Annotated in this window: 18 protein-coding genes; 9 read left to right on the forward strand and 9 right to left on the reverse strand. The window is 68.3% G+C overall.

Translation table 11 applies throughout. The features are described from left to right. Positions 1-45: 45 nt before the first annotated feature. Together KZ686_RS22810 and KZ686_RS22815 are read right to left on the reverse strand one after the other, a co-directional pair. On the reverse strand, positions 46-2,454 hold the full coding sequence (locus KZ686_RS22810; RefSeq protein WP_265633761.1) for a cytochrome P450/oxidoreductase: 2,409 nt from the start codon (positions 2,452-2,454) through the stop codon (positions 46-48). 64 nt (positions 2,455-2,518) lie between these two features. Then, a complete protein-coding gene (locus KZ686_RS22815; RefSeq protein WP_265633762.1) occupies positions 2,519-3,499 on the reverse strand; it encodes a Bug family tripartite tricarboxylate transporter substrate binding protein in 981 nt (326 codons plus the stop codon). A 237-nt stretch (positions 3,500-3,736) separates the two neighbouring features. On the opposite strand from KZ686_RS22815, the gene KZ686_RS22820 reads away from it, so the two are divergent. Next, on the forward strand, positions 3,737-4,570 hold the full coding sequence (locus KZ686_RS22820) for an IclR family transcriptional regulator (RefSeq protein ID WP_149316158.1): 834 nt from the start codon (positions 3,737-3,739) through the stop codon (positions 4,568-4,570). Positions 4,571-4,701: 131 nt separating this feature from the next. Here KZ686_RS22820 and KZ686_RS22825 read toward each other — a convergent pair whose 3' ends face one another. Next, a complete protein-coding gene (locus KZ686_RS22825) occupies positions 4,702-5,052 on the reverse strand; it encodes a hypothetical protein (RefSeq protein WP_149316157.1) in 351 nt (116 codons plus the stop codon). A 160-nt stretch (positions 5,053-5,212) separates the two neighbouring features. Between KZ686_RS22825 and KZ686_RS22830 the strand changes: the two genes are divergently transcribed. After that, a complete protein-coding gene (locus KZ686_RS22830; protein ID WP_262484786.1) occupies positions 5,213-5,755 on the forward strand; it encodes an Lrp/AsnC family transcriptional regulator in 543 nt (180 codons plus the stop codon). A 107-nt stretch (positions 5,756-5,862) separates the two neighbouring features. On the opposite strand, the gene KZ686_RS22835 is transcribed toward KZ686_RS22830, so the two are convergent. The 3 genes from KZ686_RS22835 to KZ686_RS22845 form a co-directional block, all read right to left on the reverse strand. Then, the gene (locus KZ686_RS22835) at positions 5,863-6,135 is read right to left on the reverse strand and encodes a hypothetical protein (protein WP_149316156.1); all 273 of its coding nucleotides are present in this window, start codon (positions 6,133-6,135) and stop codon (positions 5,863-5,865) included. 281 nt (positions 6,136-6,416) lie between these two features. Further along, positions 6,417-6,860: a fumarate hydratase gene (locus tag KZ686_RS22840; RefSeq protein WP_226105994.1), complete on the reverse strand. Its 444-nt coding sequence runs from the start codon at positions 6,858-6,860 to the stop codon at positions 6,417-6,419. 121 nt (positions 6,861-6,981) lie between these two features. Continuing rightward, positions 6,982-7,167: a hypothetical protein gene (locus KZ686_RS22845; protein ID WP_226105991.1), complete on the reverse strand. Its 186-nt coding sequence runs from the start codon at positions 7,165-7,167 to the stop codon at positions 6,982-6,984. On the opposite strand from KZ686_RS22845, the gene KZ686_RS22850 reads away from it, so the two are divergent. Both KZ686_RS22850 and KZ686_RS22855 read left to right on the forward strand, forming a co-directional pair. Further along, the gene (locus tag KZ686_RS22850) at positions 7,153-7,599 is read left to right on the forward strand and encodes a VOC family protein (protein WP_149316153.1); all 447 of its coding nucleotides are present in this window, start codon (positions 7,153-7,155) and stop codon (positions 7,597-7,599) included. The two genes, KZ686_RS22845 and KZ686_RS22850, sit on opposite strands and share 15 nt — an antisense overlap. A 123-nt stretch (positions 7,600-7,722) precedes the next feature. Continuing rightward, complete coding sequence (locus KZ686_RS22855; protein ID WP_265633763.1) at positions 7,723-8,133, forward strand: VOC family protein; 411 nt, start codon at positions 7,723-7,725, stop codon at positions 8,131-8,133. Positions 8,134-8,264: 131 nt separating this feature from the next. Here the strand turns inward: KZ686_RS22855 and KZ686_RS22860 are convergent, their stop codons facing one another. Beyond that, positions 8,265-9,206, reverse strand: a complete 942-nt coding sequence (locus tag KZ686_RS22860; RefSeq protein WP_150083770.1) for a LysR family transcriptional regulator — start codon at positions 9,204-9,206, stop codon at positions 8,265-8,267. A gap of 244 nt (positions 9,207-9,450) precedes the next feature. Here KZ686_RS22860 and KZ686_RS22865 point away from each other — a divergent pair, with 244 nt between their 5' ends. From KZ686_RS22865 to KZ686_RS22875, 3 genes are all read left to right on the forward strand, one after another. Further along, positions 9,451-11,280 (forward strand): gamma-glutamyltransferase family protein, encoded by a 1,830-nt coding sequence (locus KZ686_RS22865; RefSeq protein ID WP_265633764.1) that lies wholly within the window; start codon positions 9,451-9,453, stop codon positions 11,278-11,280. Between the two features lie 150 nt (positions 11,281-11,430). Beyond that, the gene (locus KZ686_RS22870; protein WP_265633765.1) at positions 11,431-12,408 is read left to right on the forward strand and encodes a Bug family tripartite tricarboxylate transporter substrate binding protein; all 978 of its coding nucleotides are present in this window, start codon (positions 11,431-11,433) and stop codon (positions 12,406-12,408) included. Positions 12,409-12,530: 122 nt separating this feature from the next. Then, complete coding sequence (locus KZ686_RS22875) at positions 12,531-13,022, forward strand: GAF domain-containing protein (RefSeq protein ID WP_265635382.1); 492 nt, start codon at positions 12,531-12,533, stop codon at positions 13,020-13,022. 36 nt (positions 13,023-13,058) lie between these two features. Here the strand turns inward: KZ686_RS22875 and KZ686_RS22880 are convergent, their stop codons facing one another. Beyond that, on the reverse strand, positions 13,059-14,396 hold the full coding sequence (locus tag KZ686_RS22880; RefSeq protein ID WP_265633766.1) for a DUF1254 domain-containing protein: 1,338 nt from the start codon (positions 14,394-14,396) through the stop codon (positions 13,059-13,061). Between the two features lie 20 nt (positions 14,397-14,416). After that, positions 14,417-15,571 (reverse strand): porin, encoded by a 1,155-nt coding sequence (locus KZ686_RS22885; protein WP_265633767.1) that lies wholly within the window; start codon positions 15,569-15,571, stop codon positions 14,417-14,419. Positions 15,572-15,817: 246 nt separating this feature from the next. On the opposite strand from KZ686_RS22885, the gene KZ686_RS22890 reads away from it, so the two are divergent. After that, positions 15,818-16,534, forward strand: a complete 717-nt coding sequence (locus KZ686_RS22890) for a TetR family transcriptional regulator (RefSeq protein ID WP_265633768.1) — start codon at positions 15,818-15,820, stop codon at positions 16,532-16,534. A gap of 99 nt (positions 16,535-16,633) precedes the next feature. Further along, on the forward strand, positions 16,634-17,920 hold the full coding sequence (locus KZ686_RS22895) for an alkyl sulfatase dimerization domain-containing protein (protein WP_265633769.1): 1,287 nt from the start codon (positions 16,634-16,636) through the stop codon (positions 17,918-17,920). Positions 17,921-18,091: the final 171 nt, after the last annotated feature.

Consider the following 18,091-nt stretch of genomic DNA (forward strand, 5'->3'; position numbering starts at 1 on the left):
GGCTGCTGAACCGGCTGCTGAACGCCGCCGCCTCGCCCCGGTCCCTCAAAGTTCGAGCACGATCCGCTGCCCGCACTTTGCCCGCGAACAGCAGCTCATCATCTTGCCGTTCGCTTCCCGCTCGGCGCGCGTCAGCACCACGTCGCGGTGGTCGATCTCGCCCGCCAGCACGCGCACTTCGCAGGAGCCGCACAGCCCTTCCTCGCAATCGCTCTGCACGTCGATGTTGGCGGCACGCAGCGCGGCGAGCAGGGTCTGGTCGGCCCGCACCGTGACGACGATGCCCGAGTCCTTCAGCTCTGCCTCGAAGGCCTGCTCCTTGCTCGGATCGAGCGCGCCCAGCGTCGAGGTGAAATGCTCGACGCGCAGCGCGTCTTCGGGCCAGCTCGCGCAACAGGCGGCCAGCGCGTCGAGCATGCGCGCCGGGCCGCAGGCGTAGATCTGCGTCGCGGCATCGGGCTGGCCGAGCAGCGCGCCCAGGTCGGCGCGCGCGCCTTCGTCCCTGGCGTAGACGTGCAGCCGCTCGCCATGCAGCGCCGCCAGCTCGTCGAGCAGCGCCATCGAGGCGCGGCCGCGGCCGCAGTAGTGCAGCTGGTAGTCGATGCCGAGTTCCCTCGCGCGCCGCGCCATCGCGCTGATCGGCGTGATGCCGATGCCGCCGGCGATCAGGATCAGCCGGCGCGCGCTTTCGTCGAGCCGGAAATGATTGCGCGGTCCGCGGATGCGCAGCCGGTCGCCGGCCTTCAGTTCGCGATGGATCCACGCCGAGCCGCCGCGGCTCTCGGTCTCGTGCAGCACCGCGATCTCGAAGGCCTGCGTGTCGGCGGGATCGCCGCACAGCGAATACTGGCGCGACACCCCGGTATCGCCGCATTCGACATCGATATGCGAACCGGGCGACCAGCGCGGCAGCGGCTTGCCATCGGGTGATACCAGCCGCAGCCGCACGATGTCGTCGGCCACGCGCGTCACGCGTTCGACCACCACGGTGCGGTTGATCGCATGGCTGGACGGCTCGCCGATCCGCACCGGCGTGCGCGCCTGCAGCAGCGCGGGGTTGCGCCGTTCGGGGTTCTGGCTCGGGTCCCACTCGACCCACAGGTGCTCGGGGCCGCGGAACGAGGTGTTCGGCACGTAGGTGAACTTCTGCTCCGACAGCTTCATATGCGGCAGCCGGCGCGTGAATTCCTCGAGGAAGATCTGCATCTCCATCCGCGCCAGATTCTTGCCCATGCACTGGTGCGCGCCGTAGCCGAAGGTCAGCTGGTCGCTGGCATTGGCGCGGCGGATATCGAACAGGTCGGCGTCGGCGAAGTGGCGCTCGTCGTGGTTGGCCGACGAGGTCACGATCAGCAGCTTGGCGCCGGCCGGGATGTCGACGCCGCCGATCTGCACGTCGCGCGTGGCCAGCCGCCGCCATGCCGCGACCGAGCCGTTATGCCGCAGGCATTCCTCGACCGCGTTCGGGATCAGGCTCGGGTCCTCGCACAGCTCGCGCCAGGCGTCGGGATGCTGCAGCAGCAGCTTGATCGCATTGGCGCTGGCGTTGGCGGTGGTCTCATGCGCGGCGACGATGCCGGCCATCATCATCGAATGCAGATAGGAGTCGGTGACGACGTCGGGATATTCCTTCTGCTTGCGGATGCCGTACTGCATCCAGCCCGGGCCCGATGGATCCTGCCGCATCTTGTCGAGGATGCGCCCGGCGAGCTGCCAGAAGTTGCCGACCGCGTGCGCGACCTCGACCTGCTCCTCCGGTTTTGGGCGACCCCAGGTGTTGACCGTATGGGCGATCGAATACTTGCGCAGCAGGTCCATGTCCTCCTCGGGCACGCCGAGGAAATGCAGCGCCACGGTCAGCGGCACCTCCCACAGGATCTGGTCGACCAGGTCGGCCTTGCCGTCGTCGATGAAGCGGTCGACGTATTCGCGCGTCAGCCGGCGCACCATCGGCTCGTGGTGCTGCAGCTGTTCGGGCGTGAACGGCTCCATCAGCACGCGGCGGCGCGGCATGTGGGCGGGCTCGTCCTCGTTGACCAGCGTGCGGTTCATCGCGTAGCCGTAGGAGGCCAGCACCGCGTTGGCCTCGTCGCCGGTCGGCGTGATCTTCTCCAGGGCGATCGACGGGCTGAAGGTCAGGTTGTCGCGAAAGATCGCCTTGATGTCGTCGTAGCGGGTGACGACCCAATAGCCGAGCCTGGGGCTGTAGAACACCGGCTCCTGCTCGCGCGCCCAGCGCACGTAGTCGGGCGGATCCTGCTGGTAGCCGTCCTCGAACGGGTCGAAGTCCGCGGCGCGCGCGCTGACGGGGCAGCCGGTCGGGCTCAACAACGGCTGGGCAGCGGCGCCGCTGTCGGCAGGGGCCGCAGCATGCGCCTGGGCATGCGTTTGGCCATGCGTTTGGCTGTGAAACGGGCATCCCTGCGCGCGAGCCGGTTCTGTGCGTTCGCTCATGATCGATCCTCTGCAACGGGTTGGCGCGGCGGGCGGGTCCGCAAACCCGGCCCGCCCGCCGGGCTCATTCGAGCGTGATATTCAGGTCGCGGATCAGCTTGTGCCACAGCGCGGTCTCGCTGCGCAGCAGCGCGGCGAACTGCTCGGGCGTGCTGCCGACGGGCTCGACGCCGAAGTCGACCAGCTTGCGGTTGACCTCGGGCTGCCTGATCGCCGCGGCCACGCTGGTCTGCAGCCTGGCGATCACGTCGGGCGGCGTGCCGGCCGGCGCGACCATGCCGACCAGCGCGGCGGCCTCGACGCCCTGCAGGCCGATCTCGGCGAAGGTCGGCACATTGGGCAACTGCGGCAGACGCGTGGCATTGGCCACCGCGAGCGGGCGCAGCTTGCCGGCCTTGAGGAAGGCGGCGCCCGCGGCCAGGTCGGTCATCATCGCGGGCACCTGGCCGCCGACCACGTCGAGCAGCGCCGGCGCCGCGCCGCGATAGCCGATATGCACCATGCGCAGGCCGGCGCGTTCCTTCAGCAGCTCCATCGCCAGATGGTGCGGGCTGCCGGCGCCGGCCGAGGCGTAGCTGACCTTGCCGGGCGCGGCCTTGACCTTGGCGAGGAAGTCGCGCGCGTCCTTGAATTCGGCGTTGGCGCCGACCACCAGGATCATCGGGAACTTGCCCAGCAGCGAAACCGGCGCCAGATCGCGCGTCGGGTTGTAGCTCAGCGTCTTGTACAGCGCGGGGTTGAAGACCAGCGTGCCGTTGTCGGCCGACATCACGGTATAGCCGTCATGCGGCGAGCGCGCAGTCTCGGCCGCGGCGATCGCGGTGTTGGCGCCGGGTTTGTTCTCGACCACGACCGGCTGGCCGATATTGGTGGAGAGCTGCTGGCCGATGGTGCGGGCCAGGAAGTCCGAGCCGCCACCGGCGGCATAGGGCACGATCCAGCGGATCGGCTTGCTGGGGAAGCTCTGGGCGGCGGCTTGCGGCGCCAGCGCCAGGGCGGTCAGCATCGTGCCGGCGAGCGCCAGCATCGACGAGATCTTTCTCATTGTTTGTCTCCTCTACGGGGATGGGCGGTGCGCCGCCGAATCGTGATGGGACGGTGATCCGTCCTCTTGTGGCCGCGTTCTCCGGACGGCGTCGATGGAATTACGTCAGGCGTAATGCGGTTATGCCAAAAGTAATTGGCGACCCGACGGCTGTCAAGGGAAAATTACGCTGTGCGTGCTAGCATTACGCCATACGTAATTTCAAACGCAGCAGGCGCACAGGCGGGAGCCACGGACATGGCCAATCAGCGAACCGAAGCGGAGACAGGGGAAGGCACTGGCGAGCGGGGCGGCGCGGGCGTGCAGGCGCTCGAAACCGGGCTGTCGGTGCTGGACGCGCTGCTGGGCTCCCTCCATCCGATGCCGCTGAAAGCCGTCGCGCTGGCCGCCGGCATGCATCCGGCCAAGGCGCACCGCTACCTGGCCAGCTTCGTCAAGTGCGGCTATGTCGAGCAGGACGACGCGGGCCGCTACAGCCTGGGGCGCAATGCGCTGCGGATGGGACTGGCCTGTCTCGCACAGCTCGATCCGCTGCGGCTGGTGATGCCGGTGCTCGACGATCTGTGTGCGTCGACCGGCGAAACGGTGCTGGCGGCGGTGTGGGGCAACCACGGGCCCACCGTGGTGCAGTGGCGCGATTCGCTGCGGCCGGTCACGGTCAATGTGCGGCCGGGTTCGGTGATGCCGCTGCTGTCGTCGGCAACCGGCCGCGTGTTCACCGCCTTCCTCGATCCGGCCGTGACGGCGCCGCTGCTCGAGACCGAGCTGCAGGCGCGCGCGGCGCTGCAGCCGCCGCGCTTTCCGCGCGACGCCGCCGAGGTGGCGCAGCTGCGCGAGCAGGTGCGGGCCAGCACGATCGGCAGCGTCCATGGCGATCTGCTGGCCGGCGTCGATTCGGTCAGCACGCCCGTCTTCGATCGGGACGGCCGGATCGTGCTGGCGATCACGGCGCTGGGTAATGCGGCCACCTTTGACGGCCGGCTCGACGGGCCGGTCGCGGCGGCCATCAAGGCGGCCGCGGCCGATCTGTCGCAGCGGCTCGGCCACGGCTTGCTGGCCGAGCCGGCCTGAGCGCTCGGTCCGGAAGGCAGCGGACTGAAGGCGGGGACCTGAAGGCGGCCAACTCAAGGCGCCGAACTCAAGGCGCCGAACTCAAGGCGACGCACTTGAGGCGGGACCTGACAGCGGGGACTGAAGGCCGGTCAGTGGACCGGCGCGGCGGCCGGCGAGGCCGCGTTCGCGGTATCGCGGCGCCGGGCGGCCGTCGGCTCCGGCTGTCCCAGGGATTCCTCGACGACCGCGACTTCGCGCACATCGACGCCGTTTTCCAGGCGCTTGACCAACAGCGAGAACAGCGCCGGCTCCTCCGCCGTCACCGACAGCCGCAGCCATTGACCGGCGCCGGGCAGGGCGCTCGGCATCAGCGTCATCGCGGCCAGCCCCAGGCCGGTGCGGCGCGCCGTCGCCAGCGTCCACTCGATGGCGCCGATCAGATCGTGCTGGTCGAGCAGCAGGGCGAGTTGCAGGGCGGGGGTCGAGGCTTGGGCGGACATGACGGCAACCGGTGGCAGTGAAGATGTAGTGAATTTACCAGCCGGTCCGCAGAATGTGCTTCTTAATATTCTGCTGTGCTGACTCAGATCAGAATGAATCGGCTAGTATCTGTCGATGATGTAGAGAAATCTTCTTTTTCGACCGATTTGACCGATTCCGATGACCGATCCGACGAACCCCGCGACCACTCCTACGGCGGCTGCCACGACGAGTCCCGCTTCCCGGTCCGCCACCAGGCTGTCCCCGAAGCTCGACGAAACCGACCGCCGCATCCTGCGCGCGCTGCGCCGGGACGGCCGGCTGTCCAATCTGAAGCTGGCCGAGCAGGTCGGCCTGTCCCCCACGCCATGCTGGAACCGCGTGCGCGCGCTGGAAGAGGCCGGGGTAATCCAGGGCTATACCGCCTTGCTGAACCAGAAGGCGCTTGGCCTGCCCGACACCGTGCTGATCGAGGTCACGCTGGAGCGGCACGACGACGACATGCTCGATCGCTTCGGCCGCGCGTTGGCGCAGCTGCCCGAGGTCATGGAGGCGTACCTGCTGACCGGCGAGTATGACTATCTGATCAAGGTGGCAGTAGCGGGCACCGAAGGTTACGAGGAGTTCCTGCGCCACAAGCTGTACAAGTTGCCCGGGCTGCGGCACAGCCGCTCGACCTTCGTGCTGCGTTGCATGAAGCGCGAGCCGTCGGTGGAACCCTGAGCCACCTTGAAGGAACCCTAAGCGAACCTCGGGCCAACCCTTGGGAAACCGTGAAGCAACTGTGACGCAATCGTAAGCGCTGCGTTTCGCGCGTTCTCGCCTTCCGCTTACTCCACCACTTCGAGCTGGAACTCGCCGGTCGGCCCGTCGTACCCGATGCGCAGCCGCGCGCCGTTATGGCGACAGGACTTGGCCACGCTGCGCAGTTCCGCCTGGCGTTCGCCGCGGCGCAGATGCGAGCGCGCCTTGGTGCTGATTTCACTCGGGCCGCAATCGTCGTTGCGGCATTGATAGCGCATCCATTGCCCATAGGAGCGCGGGCGCGCCGATGCTTCCGTGATGGTTGTGCACAGCGGACAACGTTGCAGGGCTTCCTTCATTGCCATTCCCATTCGGTGTCGTTTGCACGGGGACATCGTGCGAGCATGCGGCAAAAGCGCCGCCAAGGCTCACTGCGATGAGCGCAAGCGATTTACGCAAAGTGATTTAACGCAAGAAAGTGATGCCGGAAGAAAGCAGATTATCGGCACATCGGGCCGGCCTTGGCTACCCCCAAATCGGTAGCCCCTCGGCGGGAGGGTCGGCACCGCGCGATCGGACGATCGCCGCGGTGCCGTGATGCAGCCCTCGAGCGAGGGCATGGCAGCAGGGGCGGCGGCGCTCAGGCAGCCTTGGCGACGACGCCGGCAGCCGGCTTCGTCTTTGCAGCGGCCTTCGGTGCGGCCTTCTTCGGTGCCTTGACGACCTTGGCGGCGGGCTTGGCGGCCTTCGGTGCGGCGGCCTTCTTCGGCGCGGCGGTCTTGGCGCCGGCCGGCTTCTTCGCCGACTTGGCGGCCTTCGCTGCCTTCGCCTTTTCCTTCTGCGCGGCCAGCTTGTCCTTCGCGGCCTGCTTCTCGGCCTGCAGTGCCAGCTTGGCGGCGGCGACAGCCTGCGCGACTTCGCGCTTGGCGGCGTCGATCGCCTTCTTCGTGTCGGCGCGCAGCTTCAGCAGGCGCTTCTTCGCGGCTTGCGCTTCGCGTGCCAGCACGCTGGCCTTCTTGGTCGGTGCCGCCGGCTTGGCGGACTTCACTGCGCGCGGCGCGCTTTTCTTGTTGGCAACGGCCATTGTTCTATATACCCGAAATGTGGTTTATGGAGCGCGGAGTATAACCGGTCACACGTGTACGAAGAAACGTTCTCGTCGCATCGTGTGGCGCTTTTGCGCGCGATGCGATCGTCTATGCTGCCTAGGGGATTTGCCGCGCGGCGCCCGCCGTTCGCGGCGCGGGGCGATCCGGTTTCAAATCGGTGACGTCGAAGCGGTGATTTCGCACCGACGATTTCGGCACCGACGATTTCGGCACCGACGATTTTCGAACCGATGATGCGCCGATGCCGCCGCGCAAGGAGCGATTGAGATGACCGATACCCATTCCGGCGCCGCCGGCAGCACCGGCAGTACCGCCATTCCGTGCCTGCGTTATCGCGATGCGCCGTCCGCAATTGCATGGCTGTGCGATACCTTCGGTTTCACGCGGCATCTGGTGGTCGAGAACGACGACGGCACCATCGCGCATGCGCAACTCAATTACGGCAAGGGCATGGTGATGCTGGGCTCGGTGCTCGATTCGCCGTATGGCAAGCTGATGCGCCAGCCGGACGAAGTCGGCGGCGGACAGACCCAGAGCATTTATCTGGTCGTGCCCGATCCCGACGCGGTATTCGCGCGCGCCAAGGCGGCGGGCGCGCAGATCGTGCTCGAGTTGAAGGACCAGGATTATGGCGGCCGCGATTTCAGCTGCTTCGATCTCGAAGGCCATCTGTGGACGATCGGCAGTTATGATCCGTGGGTCAGTACGTCGTAGGCGCGGACGATTGAATCCGCCAGTTTTCCGGATCCGGAATCCGGTTCCGGAACCCGTGCCATTACCCTCTGCGCCATTTCCAACACCATATTCAGAACCATTGCAAAACCAGGAGACACCTCGATGGCGACCCAGATTTTCGTCAACCTGCCCGTCAAGGACCTCGACCGCTCGGTCGATTTTTTTACGCGGCTCGGCTATCGCTTCGATCCCAAATTCACCGACCGCAATGCCACCTGCATGATCGTGTCGGACCAGATCTACGTGATGCTGCTGGTCGAGGACTTCTTCAAGACCTTCACCGGCAAGGCGATCTGCGATACCGGCAGCAGCACCGAAGTCATTCTGGCGCTGTCGATGGACAGCCGCGCCGCGGTCGACGACATGGTGTCGAAGGCCGTCGCGGCGGGCGCGCCGCGCACGCCGAACGAGCCGAAGGACTACGGCTTCATGTACCAGCACGGCTATGAAGACCTCGATGGCCATCTGTGGGAGGTGTTCTACATGCAGCCGGAGGCGGCGCAGCAGTCGTAGTCGTCAGCATGTCGTTCCCGCGAGGGCGGGAATTCCAGCGTCCCGGAAAGCGGCCGGGCTTCCGCTTTCGCGGGGACGACAGGCCCTGACAGACGGCAAGGATGAGTGGGCGATGACCGTTGGCGACCGCTTCAACCGCTCGCCGCCTGCAGCGCCGTCACCAGCGCCATCAGCGGCCCGCTGTGCTGCGCGCGGCGCAGCCACATCGCCTCCACGGGCGGGAGGTCCCAGCGCAAGGCATGGGGCAGCAGGGCCGCGCCCCCGCCATTGGCCAGTTCGACCGCAACCGCGCGCGGCACGATCGTGATCGCGCGCGGCTGCGTGCGCAGCAGCGTGGCGATGGTCTTGATCGAATAGGTTTCCACCAGCGGCAGCGGCGGCGCCACGCCCGCGGTCGCGAACATCGTATTGATGGTGCGGCGGGTCGGCGTCTGCGGCGGCGGCATGATCCAGTCCAGCGTGGCCAGCCGCGCCCAGTCGAGCGCGCCGCGCGAGAGCCGCGCCGCGGCGCGCGTCGGCACCACCAGCGTCGGCTCCTCGCGATACAGCGGCACCTGCACGATGTCTTCCCCCGCGGCATAGAACGAGCGCGCGATCACGCAATCGACCTCGTGCGCGCGCAGGGCGCTGACCAGTTCGTCGGTGGTCCCCTCGCGCACCAGCACCGCGATGCGCGGCTGCTGGCTCAGGGCATGCGAGCAAGCCGCGTCCAGCACCGCCGGCGCGATGAACGGAATCACGCCGATGCGCAGCCGCCCGCCGAGTCCCGCATCGAGTACCGCCAGTTCGTCGCCGAGCGCCCGCGCGTCCGCCAGCGCGAGCCGCGCATACGCGAGCACGGCGGCACCGGTCTCGGTGGCTTCCAGGCCCGCGCGTGACCGATGAAACAGCGGCGTCAGGAAGATCTCCTCGATCTCGCGCAGCGCCTTGGTCACCGCCGGCTGGCTCAGGTTCAGCTCGGCGGCCGCGCGCGACAGCGAGCGATGCCGCTCCAATGCCAGCAGCAACGACAGCTGCTTCAGGCGCAGGCGGGATATCAGGTTGTGCTGCAGGCGGTCGGCGAAGGCAGGCATGGCAAAGGGACGAAGGAGGGGGCGAAGGATGGCGAAGGGCGGGTTTCCGGGAGTCGCGCGATCAGTCGCGCAGCCGGTCGAGAAACCGGTCACGCAGCCGGTCACGCAGCCGGTCACGCGCCAGTCGTATAACCAATCCGGAATGGAAGAATAAAGCAATCGTGCGTTCTGGTTATTCGATCTTCCTATACTTGCCCCATCGCTTGCCCCATCCCACCCACCCAGATCGCCTTCGGAAACCAGCATGTTCACCACCCGCCCGGAAATCGTCGGTACCTTCGGCGTCGTCTCGTCGACCCACTGGCTCGCCTCGCAGACCGCGATGGGCGTGCTCGAGCGCGGCGGCAATGCCTTCGACGCGGCGGTGGCCGGCGGGTTTGTGCTGCAGGTGGTCGAGCCGCATCTGAACGGCCCCGGCGGCGAGGCGCCGATCCTGCTGTGGAGCGAACGCGAGCGCGCCGTGCGCTCGATCTGCGGCCAGGGTCCGGCCCCCGCGCTGGCCGACCCGGCCGCGATGCGCGCGATGGGACTGGAACTGATGCCCGGCATCGGCCTGCTGCCCGCCACCGTGCCCGGCGCATTCGGCGCGTGGCTGACCATGCTGCGCGACTACGGCACGTGGTCTCTGGCCGAAGTGCTGGCGCCCGCGATCGCCTATGCGCGCGACGGCTTTCCGCTGGTGCCGCGTATTTCGCAGGCGATCCTGGCGGTGCGCGAACTGTTCCAGCGCGAATGGCGCGATTCGGCCGACGTGTGGCTGGTCGATGGCCGCGTGCCGTCACCGGGCTCGCTGCATGCCACGCCCGCGCTGGCGCGCACCTACCAGCGCATCGTCGAAGAGGCGCACGCGGCCGGCGCCACCCGCGAGAAGCAGATCGATGCCGCGCTCGACTGCTGGTACCGCGGCTTCGTCGCGCGCGAGATCGATACCTATTGCCGCACGCAGCAGGTGCGAGACACCACCGGCGAGCGCCATCGCGGCCTGCTGCGCTACGAGGACATGGCGTCCTGGCAGCCCGAGGTCGAAGCGCCGCTGACGCTGGATTTCGGCCGCTATACGGTCGCCAAGTGCGGCGTCTGGAGCCAGGGCCCCGCCTTCCTGCAGCAGCTCGGCATGCTGCGGCACACCGGATTGGAGGCGCACGAACCGACGTCGCCGGGCTTCGTCCATCGGATCGCCGAGGCGGCCAAGCTGGCGATGGCCGACCGCCTCGCGTGGTACGGCGATCCGCGCTTTGCCGACGTGCCGGCGCAGGGCCTGCTCGATGCCGACTATCTGCGATCGCGCGCGCAGCTGATCGGCGCGCAGGCAACGCGCGAGATGCGGGCCGGCACCATCGACGGCCGCGCACCCCGCCTGCCCGATCTCGACGCGGGCGAGCGCACGCTGGCCAGCGCCGATACGCGCTTCGGCGTCGGCGAACCGACCTTCGCCGCGCTGCCGCCGGTGCAGCAATGGGCCGAGAAGGAGATCTTCGTCGGCGACACCTGTCATCTCGACGTGATCGACCGCGACGGCAATATGGTCGCGGCGACGCCGTCCGGCGGCTGGCTGTCGTCGAGCCCCACCATTCCGGCGCTGGGCTTCGCGCTCAATACGCGCCTGCAGATGACCTGGCTCGAGCCGGGCCTGCCCAATTCGCTGGCGCCGGGCAAGCGGCCCTGCACCACGCTGTCGCCGTCGCTGGCCTTGCGCGACGGGGAGCCCTATATGGTGTTCGGCACGCCGGGCGGCGACCAGCAGGACCAATGGTCGCTGGCCTTCTTCATGCGCCACGCGGTGCACGGCATGAATCTGCAACAGGCGATCGACGCGCCGGCCTGGCACATCGACCACTTCCCCGGCTCGTTCTGGCCGCGCCAGACGGTGCTGAACCGGCTCAGCATCGAGTCGCGCTTTCCGCAGGCGACGCTGGACGCGCTGCGCGATGCCGGCCACGAGCTGCGCATCGGCGAGCCGTGGTCGGAGGGACGGATGTCGGCGTGTTCGCGCGAGCGCGACGGCAAGGGCCGGCTGGTGCTGCGCGCCGGTGCGAATCCGCGCGGCATGCAGGGCTATGCGGTGGGACGCTGAGAGCGGGGATGCCGCGGCATGGCCCGTGCAGGCGCCGATATGTCACGGCACGATGGAACGGCAGAGCGCCAGGCCAGCAGACCAGCAGAACGATAGAACGACAGACCGGCCGCGCGGTGCGTCCGGCATGACAAACGGGGGAAAACGACCATGAAGACGACGATTCGAAGCTGGCTGCGCGGGGTGGCCGCGCTGGCGCTGTGCTGCGCCGCAGGCGCCGCGGCGGCGCAGGACTATCCGACCAAGCCGATCACGCTGGTGGTGCCGTGGGCGCCGGGCGGTTCGACCGATATCCTGGCGCGGGTGCTGTCCGAACGCCTGACGCGCTCGCTGGGGCAGCCGGTCATCGTCGACAACAAGCCAGGCGCATCGGGCAATATCGGCTCGGCCATGGTCGCGCGCGCCAAGCCGGACGGCTATACGCTGCTGATCGGCTCGATGAGCACGCATGCGATGAACCCGGCGCTGATGCCGAACATGCCGTTCCGCGGCGTCGAGGATTTCACGCCGCTGGGCCTGCTGGCCTACGTCACCAACACGATGGTGGTCCACCCGTCGGTGCCGGCCAGCAACGTCAAGGAACTGATCGCCTACGCGCGCGCCAATCCCGGCAAGCTGGCCTACGCCAGCGCCGGTCCAGGTTCGACCAACCATCTGAGCGCGGTGCTGTTCGAGAAGATGGCCGGCGTGGAGATGCTGCACGTGCCGTACAAGGGCGGGGCGCCTGCGGTGGTCGACACGGTCGCGGGCCAGACCCAGCTGCTGTTCTCGGCCGGCACGCAGACGCTGCCGCACGTCAAGGCCAACAAGCTGAAGCTGCTGGCCGTCACCGAGGCCAGGCGCTCGCCGCTGCTGCCCAATGTGCCGACCGTCGCCGAGACCGTGCCGGGCTACGAGCTGGCGGTCTGGTATGGCGCCTTCGGCCCGGCCGGCATGCCGCCGGCGCTGGTGACGCGCCTGAATGCCGAGATCAACAAGGTGATGCAGCTGCCCGAGGTCAAGGCAAAGATGGACGCGATCGGCGTGGAGACGACCACGTCGACGCCGCAGCAGTTCGGCCAGGTGCTGCGCCGCGATGCCGACCGCTACGGCAAGCTGATCCGCGACCTGAAGATCAGCGCGGAGTGAGCGTGAGCGAAGCATCCAATCCGCAGGACGCCGCGCTGGCGGCCCTGGCTGCGCTGCGGCAACGATTGACCGCGAAGCAGGCGGCTGCGCTGGAGTCCGCGCTTGAAGTCGAGCATGAGGCCGTGCATCGGGCCGCGCCAGGCCAGGCCGAACAGGGCGCCGCCCTCTTCGACGCGGTCGGCGACGCCACGCTGGCGCTGCTCGGCCCCGGCCTGCTGACGATCAATCTGTGGCGCCCGGACACCCGGGAAGTGGTGCGCCAATGGTCCAGCGATCCCGCTGCCTATCCGGTCGGCGGCAGCAAGCGCAAGGGCGATACGCCGTGGACGCGGCAGCTGCTGGAGCGCACCGAAGTCTTCGTCGGCGAAGGCGACGCGGCGCTGGCCGAGGTGTTCGACGATATCGCAACGATCCGCGCGCTCGGGCTGAGGGCAGTGGTCAATGTACCGATCGGCGAGCGGGGTCGCTGCATCGGCACGTTCAACTACCTCAGCCCGAGGTCGGCGTGGCAGGCCGACGAGGTCGAGACGCTGCGCCGGCTGGCCGATCTGGCGGCGCCAGCCGTGGCGCAATGCCACGCGCGTCAGACAGGGCCCGCGCGGGACGGAGGCTAGTCTCGGTCGGCAGGCTCAGCCGGCGCGCGACGCGGGTCAGGTCTCGATCGGCTCCGGCGCCGGCTGCTGGAAGCGCCGCGACAGCAGCGCCTCGCGCGGGTGGTAATAGCGCAAGGTCAGCGAGAAGCGGCCGGCCGGCGCCGGCAGCCAGTTGGCCTCGCGTGCCGGCTCGGGCCGCGCATGTTGCAGCCACAGGTCGATGCTGCCATCGGCATTGACCAGCAGTCCCGGCGTGCGGTCGCCGATGGTATAGCGGCCGATCGGATTCTCGGTGAAGAAGCGCCGGCCGTCGGACGCGAACTCGTACATCGACAGCGACCAGAACGCGTCGACCGGCATCGCCGGCGGGATATGCAGCCGATAGGCCCGCGCGCCGTCCAGCCGTTCGCCGGCGGCATCGTTGACGCAGGTGGCGTAGATGGCCTCGGCGCGTTCCAGCGCGCCCAGGCCGATCAGCGATACATGGGCGCGATAGGTGTAGTCCTTGCCGAAATTGCCCAGATGGTCCGGGCCCGATTGCCACGGACCCGATTCGCTGCCATTGCCGAAGCCCGGCGTGCGCGCCAGTTCCTTGCGCAGCGCCGGCAGCATCGCGCGCCAGGCCTGCTGGATCGGCGTCGGCAGGTCGCCGTAGGCATGGCGATGCCCGGGGCGGATGCCGACTTCGGCAAAACTCGCCACCAGCTCGCGTTCGTCGTCCGGCACCGGATTGCGGCCCAGCACCTCATTGACCAGGTCCAGATAGCAGGCTGGATCGGCCTCGTCGGGCACGGTCTCCAGCAGGCCGCTGCCGCCGGTGTCTTGCGGTCCTTCTTGCGATCCAGCTCGCGATCCCACCGGCTCAAGCCGGATCGCATCCTGCAACGCATGCACCGCCGGCAGGTCGTGCTCGCCATCGACCAGCAGCCGGGCGAGCAGCCAGACATCGTTGCTGGGACAGCGGATCAGCCGCGCGCCGGCTGGCGCGTCGCCGGACCAGTCGGGCCCCGCCAGCAGGAATTCGGCGGCCTCCGAGCCGGTCGTGCGATTGCCGATGCAGGCGAAGTTGTTGGTGAAGATGTCCAGCAGCGCCACGCTGTAGTAGCGCTCGCCCATGTCCGGCAGCCGCAGCAGCATCGGTCCGCCGTGCAAGGCCAGGTATGACAGCGAATACAGCGTGTCGTTGTTGGGCTGCGTCACGGTGCGGGCGCGATGGTCCAGCAGCCGGCGGTAATGCAGCAGGCCGTTGACGGGCACGCGGTTGCGGTTCTGCGGGTTCTGCGTGATCTGCCAGCGCACCTGCGCGAGATCGTGCACCGGGAAGGTATAGATGAAGGCCTCGCGCAGGCGCGCGGCGAGGGCGGGATCGGTGGTGGTGTTTTCCATGGCTTGCATCGTGGCTGCTATCGTGGCTGCTAGAAGATGGTGCGGATGCCCAGCGAGATGCCGAGTTGTCCCTTGGCATCGGGCCGCTTGTAATAGACCTGCGAGGTGGCCGGCGCGTAGCCGACCGACTGGCCGTTGGGCAGATAGCCGATGTTGTCCCAGTTCAGCGAGGCATTGCGCGCGTACATCACGCCGGCAAACACATCGGTGCGCTTGGTCAGCCGATAGTCGGCCAGCGCCAGGTATTGCTGCGGATTGACCGGATTGACGCTGGCGCCGCCGATATCGGCCCGCTTGATGTCGTCGTAGTAGTAGGCCAGGCTCAGGCGCAGCGCGGGCGTGGTCTGCCAGTGCACGCCGGCCCAGTACATGTCGTCGCGGTGCGGCAGCAGCGTGGGCGTGCCCTCGCCGGGCGCCACCGAGTTGCCCCAGCGGTAGCCGGCGACGAACTTGAACGCGCCGATCTCGTAGCTGCCGGCCATGAAGGCGCGCATGTCGCGGCCGTAGTCGCTGGAGCCGGAGGCGCCGGACGCCTGCGCGGCATTGAGCGTCTTGACCTCGTCGTAGGCCGCCGCCACGCCGAAGCCGTTGGTGTAGTACGACACGCCGATGCCGTAGGCCGAGCCGGCGGCGAGGCTGCCGGTGCGCTCGCCGAACGACCAGTGCGTGTGCAGCGACAAGGGTCCGAACTTGCCGTGGTACTGGACCATGTTGTTCTCGCGGAAGTTCGGCCCGGCCATGCCGACCACCGGCTCGAACTCGGGGGCGTAGGCCACCGGCGTGAAGCTGCCCAGTGCCAGGAACGACGAGGTGTACTGCCGGCCGAAGGTGATGCGGCCCAGCTCGTTCTTCAGGCCGACGAAGGCCTGCCGGCCGAAGATCGCGTTCTGCCCCATCTGCCCGTTGTCGGTGTTGAACTGGTTCTCCAGCACGAACAGCGCCTGCACGCCGCCACCGAGTTCCTCGGTGCCGCGCAGGCCGAAGCGCGACTGCGCGATGCCCGACGAATTGAGCATCGTGCGCGAGCCGCTGCCCGGCGCCAGCACGCCGCCGCTGACGTTCTGCGAGTTGTTGACGTACTGCAGGCTGGCGGTGACCACGCCATACAAGGTCACCGACGATTGCCCATGCGCGCCCTGCGCCATCAGGCCGGCGGCCGCCGCCGTGATCCACCATCCCTTCATGCCTTGTCTCCTCCGTGTCTTGCGATGTTCTTCGTGGCCCGCAGCGTTTAATACGTGGTATTACACGGGTCCGGAACACCATAGCGCCGCATGGCGATTCGAAAATCTGGGGATTACCCCGAGGCGCACGTTCGCGTCATGAGGACGTCCGATTTCTCGGGTTAATCCCTAGTATTAGAACGACGCGACGCGTCTATGCTGACAGCGAACCTCGCGATGGTCGCGGGGACATTGCGGATCGCACGCATGAAGCTCAAACAGATTCGCTCGGTGATCGGCGAGGACACCGAGACGGCGGGACGGCGCAAGGTGGCGGCGCCGGTTGCCGAGGAAGAGGCCGCGGTGCCCGGCACCGCTGCGAGGATGCTGGAGATCGCCGAGCGCCTGTTCGCCGAACATGGCGTCGAGCAGGTGCCGCTGCGGCAGATCGTGATCGAGAGCGGCCAGCGCAACCGCTCGGCGCTGCACTACCACTACGGCTCGCGCGAGGCGCTGGTCAGCCATCTGCTGAACCGGCGGCTGCACCAGATCAACGTAATTCGCCATCGTTATCTGGACCGGCTGGCCGCCGAGGGCCGCGATAACGATCTGCACGCGGTGGTCGAGTGCACCATCCTGCCGCTGGCCGACACGGTGCGCGATACCGACTGGGGCCGCCACTATCTGCAAGTGCTGGCGCAGACCACCTTCAGTCCCAATCTGCTGAAGAAGGGGCTGGTCGAACGCGACGCGGTCTCCGCGCTGGTGCGCGTGCGCAAGCTGGTGTTCGCGCTGTGCCCCGGGATACCCCGTGAGGTCATGAACCTGCGGCTGACCTGGTTCAACGACACCGTGGTCTATTCGCTGGCGCACTGGTATCGCGACCAGGGCCGCCGCGGCGGCGAGCCCCCGCTGGCCGAACTGATCGACTGCTGCGCGGCCAGCCTGAGCGCGCCGGTCAGCTCCCGCGTCGGCCGGCGTTAGTCGTCCTACCGGTCATTGTTCCCTGGCGTTGCCCACGATGACGCTCCCGGGCGGAGCGGGGCGGCGCTCGTCCTTCGTTCTGTCACAGGAGTCGTTCGCATGCAGGAATTCGAAGCGCGCCCCGCCGCGCTGGCCACCGGCGACGGGGTCGAGGCCGTCGCCCCGGGTGTCTGGAAGCTGCACGGCCAAGGCCAGTCCTTCGTCGCGCAGATCACCACGCAGACCGCCACGCAGTCCGGCGCCGCCGATGGCGATGCGCTGCTGCTGGTCGATGCCGGTCCTGGCGGCGCCATTACGCGCGGCATGATCGATGCGCTGCGCAGCGTGACCCCGTTGCCCATCGCCGCCATCGTCTTCAGCCACGGCCATCTCGGCTACAACAGCGGGCTGCCGCTGTGGCTGGCGCATTGCGCCGAGCGCGGCGACCCCGCGCCGCGCGTGATCGCCCATGCCAACGTGCTGCCCCGGCAGGCGCGCTACCGCGCCACCATGCCGCTGCAGGAGGCGCTGGCCGAGGTGCAGTTCCGCCAGCCGCGTGGACGCCTGGCCGGCAAGCTGAGCCAGCATGCGCCGACCGAAACCTTCGCGCAGGGGCTGACCATCGGCACCGGACCGCGCCGCGCCGAGCTGCTGTGGGCGCCGTCGGAGACCGACGACGCGGTCGCGGTCTGGCTGCCCGAATCGCGCATCCTGTACGGCGGCCCGGCCGTGATCGACTCGATCCCGAACATCGGCACGCCGCTGCGCACGCTGCGCGATGCGCCGCGCTGGGCCCGCACGCTGGAGAACCTGGCCGCGCTCGAGCCCGAGCGCGTGGTGCGCGAGTTCGGCGCCGACCTGTGCGGCGCGCAGGCGGTCGAGGTGCTGCGCCACACCGCAGGCGCGCTGCACTGGCTGCACGACGAGGTGATCCGGCTGATCAACCAGGGCATGGACGAGCGCGAGATGCTGGCGGCGCTGCGCTATCCCGAGGAGTTGTTCGGCAAGCCCTGGATGCGGCCGAGCTACGGCGATCCCAGCTATATCGCGCGCGATATCTACCGCGCGGAAAACGGCTGGTGGGACCGCAACGCGACCTCGCTGCATCCGGCGCCGCCGGAGCAGGCCGCCGCGCAGATCGCCGAGGCGGTCAGCGATCACGACGCGCTGATCCGCCATGCGCAGGGGCTCGCCAACAAGGGGGAGATCCAGCTGGCCCTGCACGTGATCGACGTGCTTGCCGGCGCGCCGGGCGATGCGCCGACGCTGCGGCAGGCGCGCGAATTGAAGGCCGGGTGGCTGCGCCAGCGCTCGCGCCAGGTGGCCAGCTATGTATCGCGCAGTCTCTATCAGGCGTGCGCCGACAGCATCGAACGCGGTGAGCGCCACCCGTTCAGCCAACGATAAGGAGAGGATGGACGATGTCGATCGACAGGAAGAGCGCCTGCGAGAGCGCGTACGAGAGCGGAGACAAGGGAGCGCACAAGAGGGCGGACAAGAGGGCGGATAAAAGGGCGGATAAAAGGGCGGACAAGAGCGCGAACGGTAGCGCCAGGGCATTCGCGTCGCCGGACCGCC

Source organism: Cupriavidus cauae (assembly GCF_026210475.1).
In the GTDB taxonomy this organism is placed as follows: Bacteria; Pseudomonadota; Gammaproteobacteria; order Burkholderiales; family Burkholderiaceae; genus Cupriavidus; species Cupriavidus cauae.

What these genes read in the sequence shown, in the direction of transcription:
- KZ686_RS22895 (WP_265633769.1), top strand. Translation starts at nt 16,634, where the DNA reads ATGCAGGAATTCGAAGCGCGCCCCGCCGCGCTGGCCACCGGCGACGGG.
- KZ686_RS22860 (WP_150083770.1), bottom strand. Translation starts at nt 9,206, where the DNA reads ATGCCTGCCTTCGCCGACCGCCTGCAGCACAACCTGATATCCCGCCTG.
- KZ686_RS22890 (WP_265633768.1), top strand. Translation starts at nt 15,818, where the DNA reads ATGAAGCTCAAACAGATTCGCTCGGTGATCGGCGAGGACACCGAGACG.
- KZ686_RS22830 (WP_262484786.1), top strand. Translation starts at nt 5,213, where the DNA reads ATGACCGATCCGACGAACCCCGCGACCACTCCTACGGCGGCTGCCACG.
- KZ686_RS22865 (WP_265633764.1), top strand. Translation starts at nt 9,451, where the DNA reads ATGTTCACCACCCGCCCGGAAATCGTCGGTACCTTCGGCGTCGTCTCG.
- KZ686_RS22845 (WP_226105991.1), bottom strand. Translation starts at nt 7,167, where the DNA reads ATGGGTATCGGTCATCTCAATCGCTCCTTGCGCGGCGGCATCGGCGCA.
- KZ686_RS22815 (WP_265633762.1), bottom strand. Translation starts at nt 3,499, where the DNA reads ATGAGAAAGATCTCGTCGATGCTGGCGCTCGCCGGCACGATGCTGACC.
- KZ686_RS22820 (WP_149316158.1), top strand. Translation starts at nt 3,737, where the DNA reads ATGGCCAATCAGCGAACCGAAGCGGAGACAGGGGAAGGCACTGGCGAG.
- KZ686_RS22880 (WP_265633766.1), bottom strand. Translation starts at nt 14,396, where the DNA reads ATGCAAGCCATGGAAAACACCACCACCGATCCCGCCCTCGCCGCGCGC.
- KZ686_RS22870 (WP_265633765.1), top strand. Translation starts at nt 11,431, where the DNA reads ATGAAGACGACGATTCGAAGCTGGCTGCGCGGGGTGGCCGCGCTGGCG.
- KZ686_RS22825 (WP_149316157.1), bottom strand. Translation starts at nt 5,052, where the DNA reads ATGTCCGCCCAAGCCTCGACCCCCGCCCTGCAACTCGCCCTGCTGCTC.
- KZ686_RS22850 (WP_149316153.1), top strand. Translation starts at nt 7,153, where the DNA reads ATGACCGATACCCATTCCGGCGCCGCCGGCAGCACCGGCAGTACCGCC.
- KZ686_RS22810 (WP_265633761.1), bottom strand. Translation starts at nt 2,454, where the DNA reads ATGAGCGAACGCACAGAACCGGCTCGCGCGCAGGGATGCCCGTTTCAC.
- KZ686_RS22885 (WP_265633767.1), bottom strand. Translation starts at nt 15,571, where the DNA reads ATGAAGGGATGGTGGATCACGGCGGCGGCCGCCGGCCTGATGGCGCAG.
- KZ686_RS22855 (WP_265633763.1), top strand. Translation starts at nt 7,723, where the DNA reads ATGGCGACCCAGATTTTCGTCAACCTGCCCGTCAAGGACCTCGACCGC.
- KZ686_RS22840 (WP_226105994.1), bottom strand. Translation starts at nt 6,860, where the DNA reads ATGGCCGTTGCCAACAAGAAAAGCGCGCCGCGCGCAGTGAAGTCCGCC.
- KZ686_RS22835 (WP_149316156.1), bottom strand. Translation starts at nt 6,135, where the DNA reads ATGAAGGAAGCCCTGCAACGTTGTCCGCTGTGCACAACCATCACGGAA.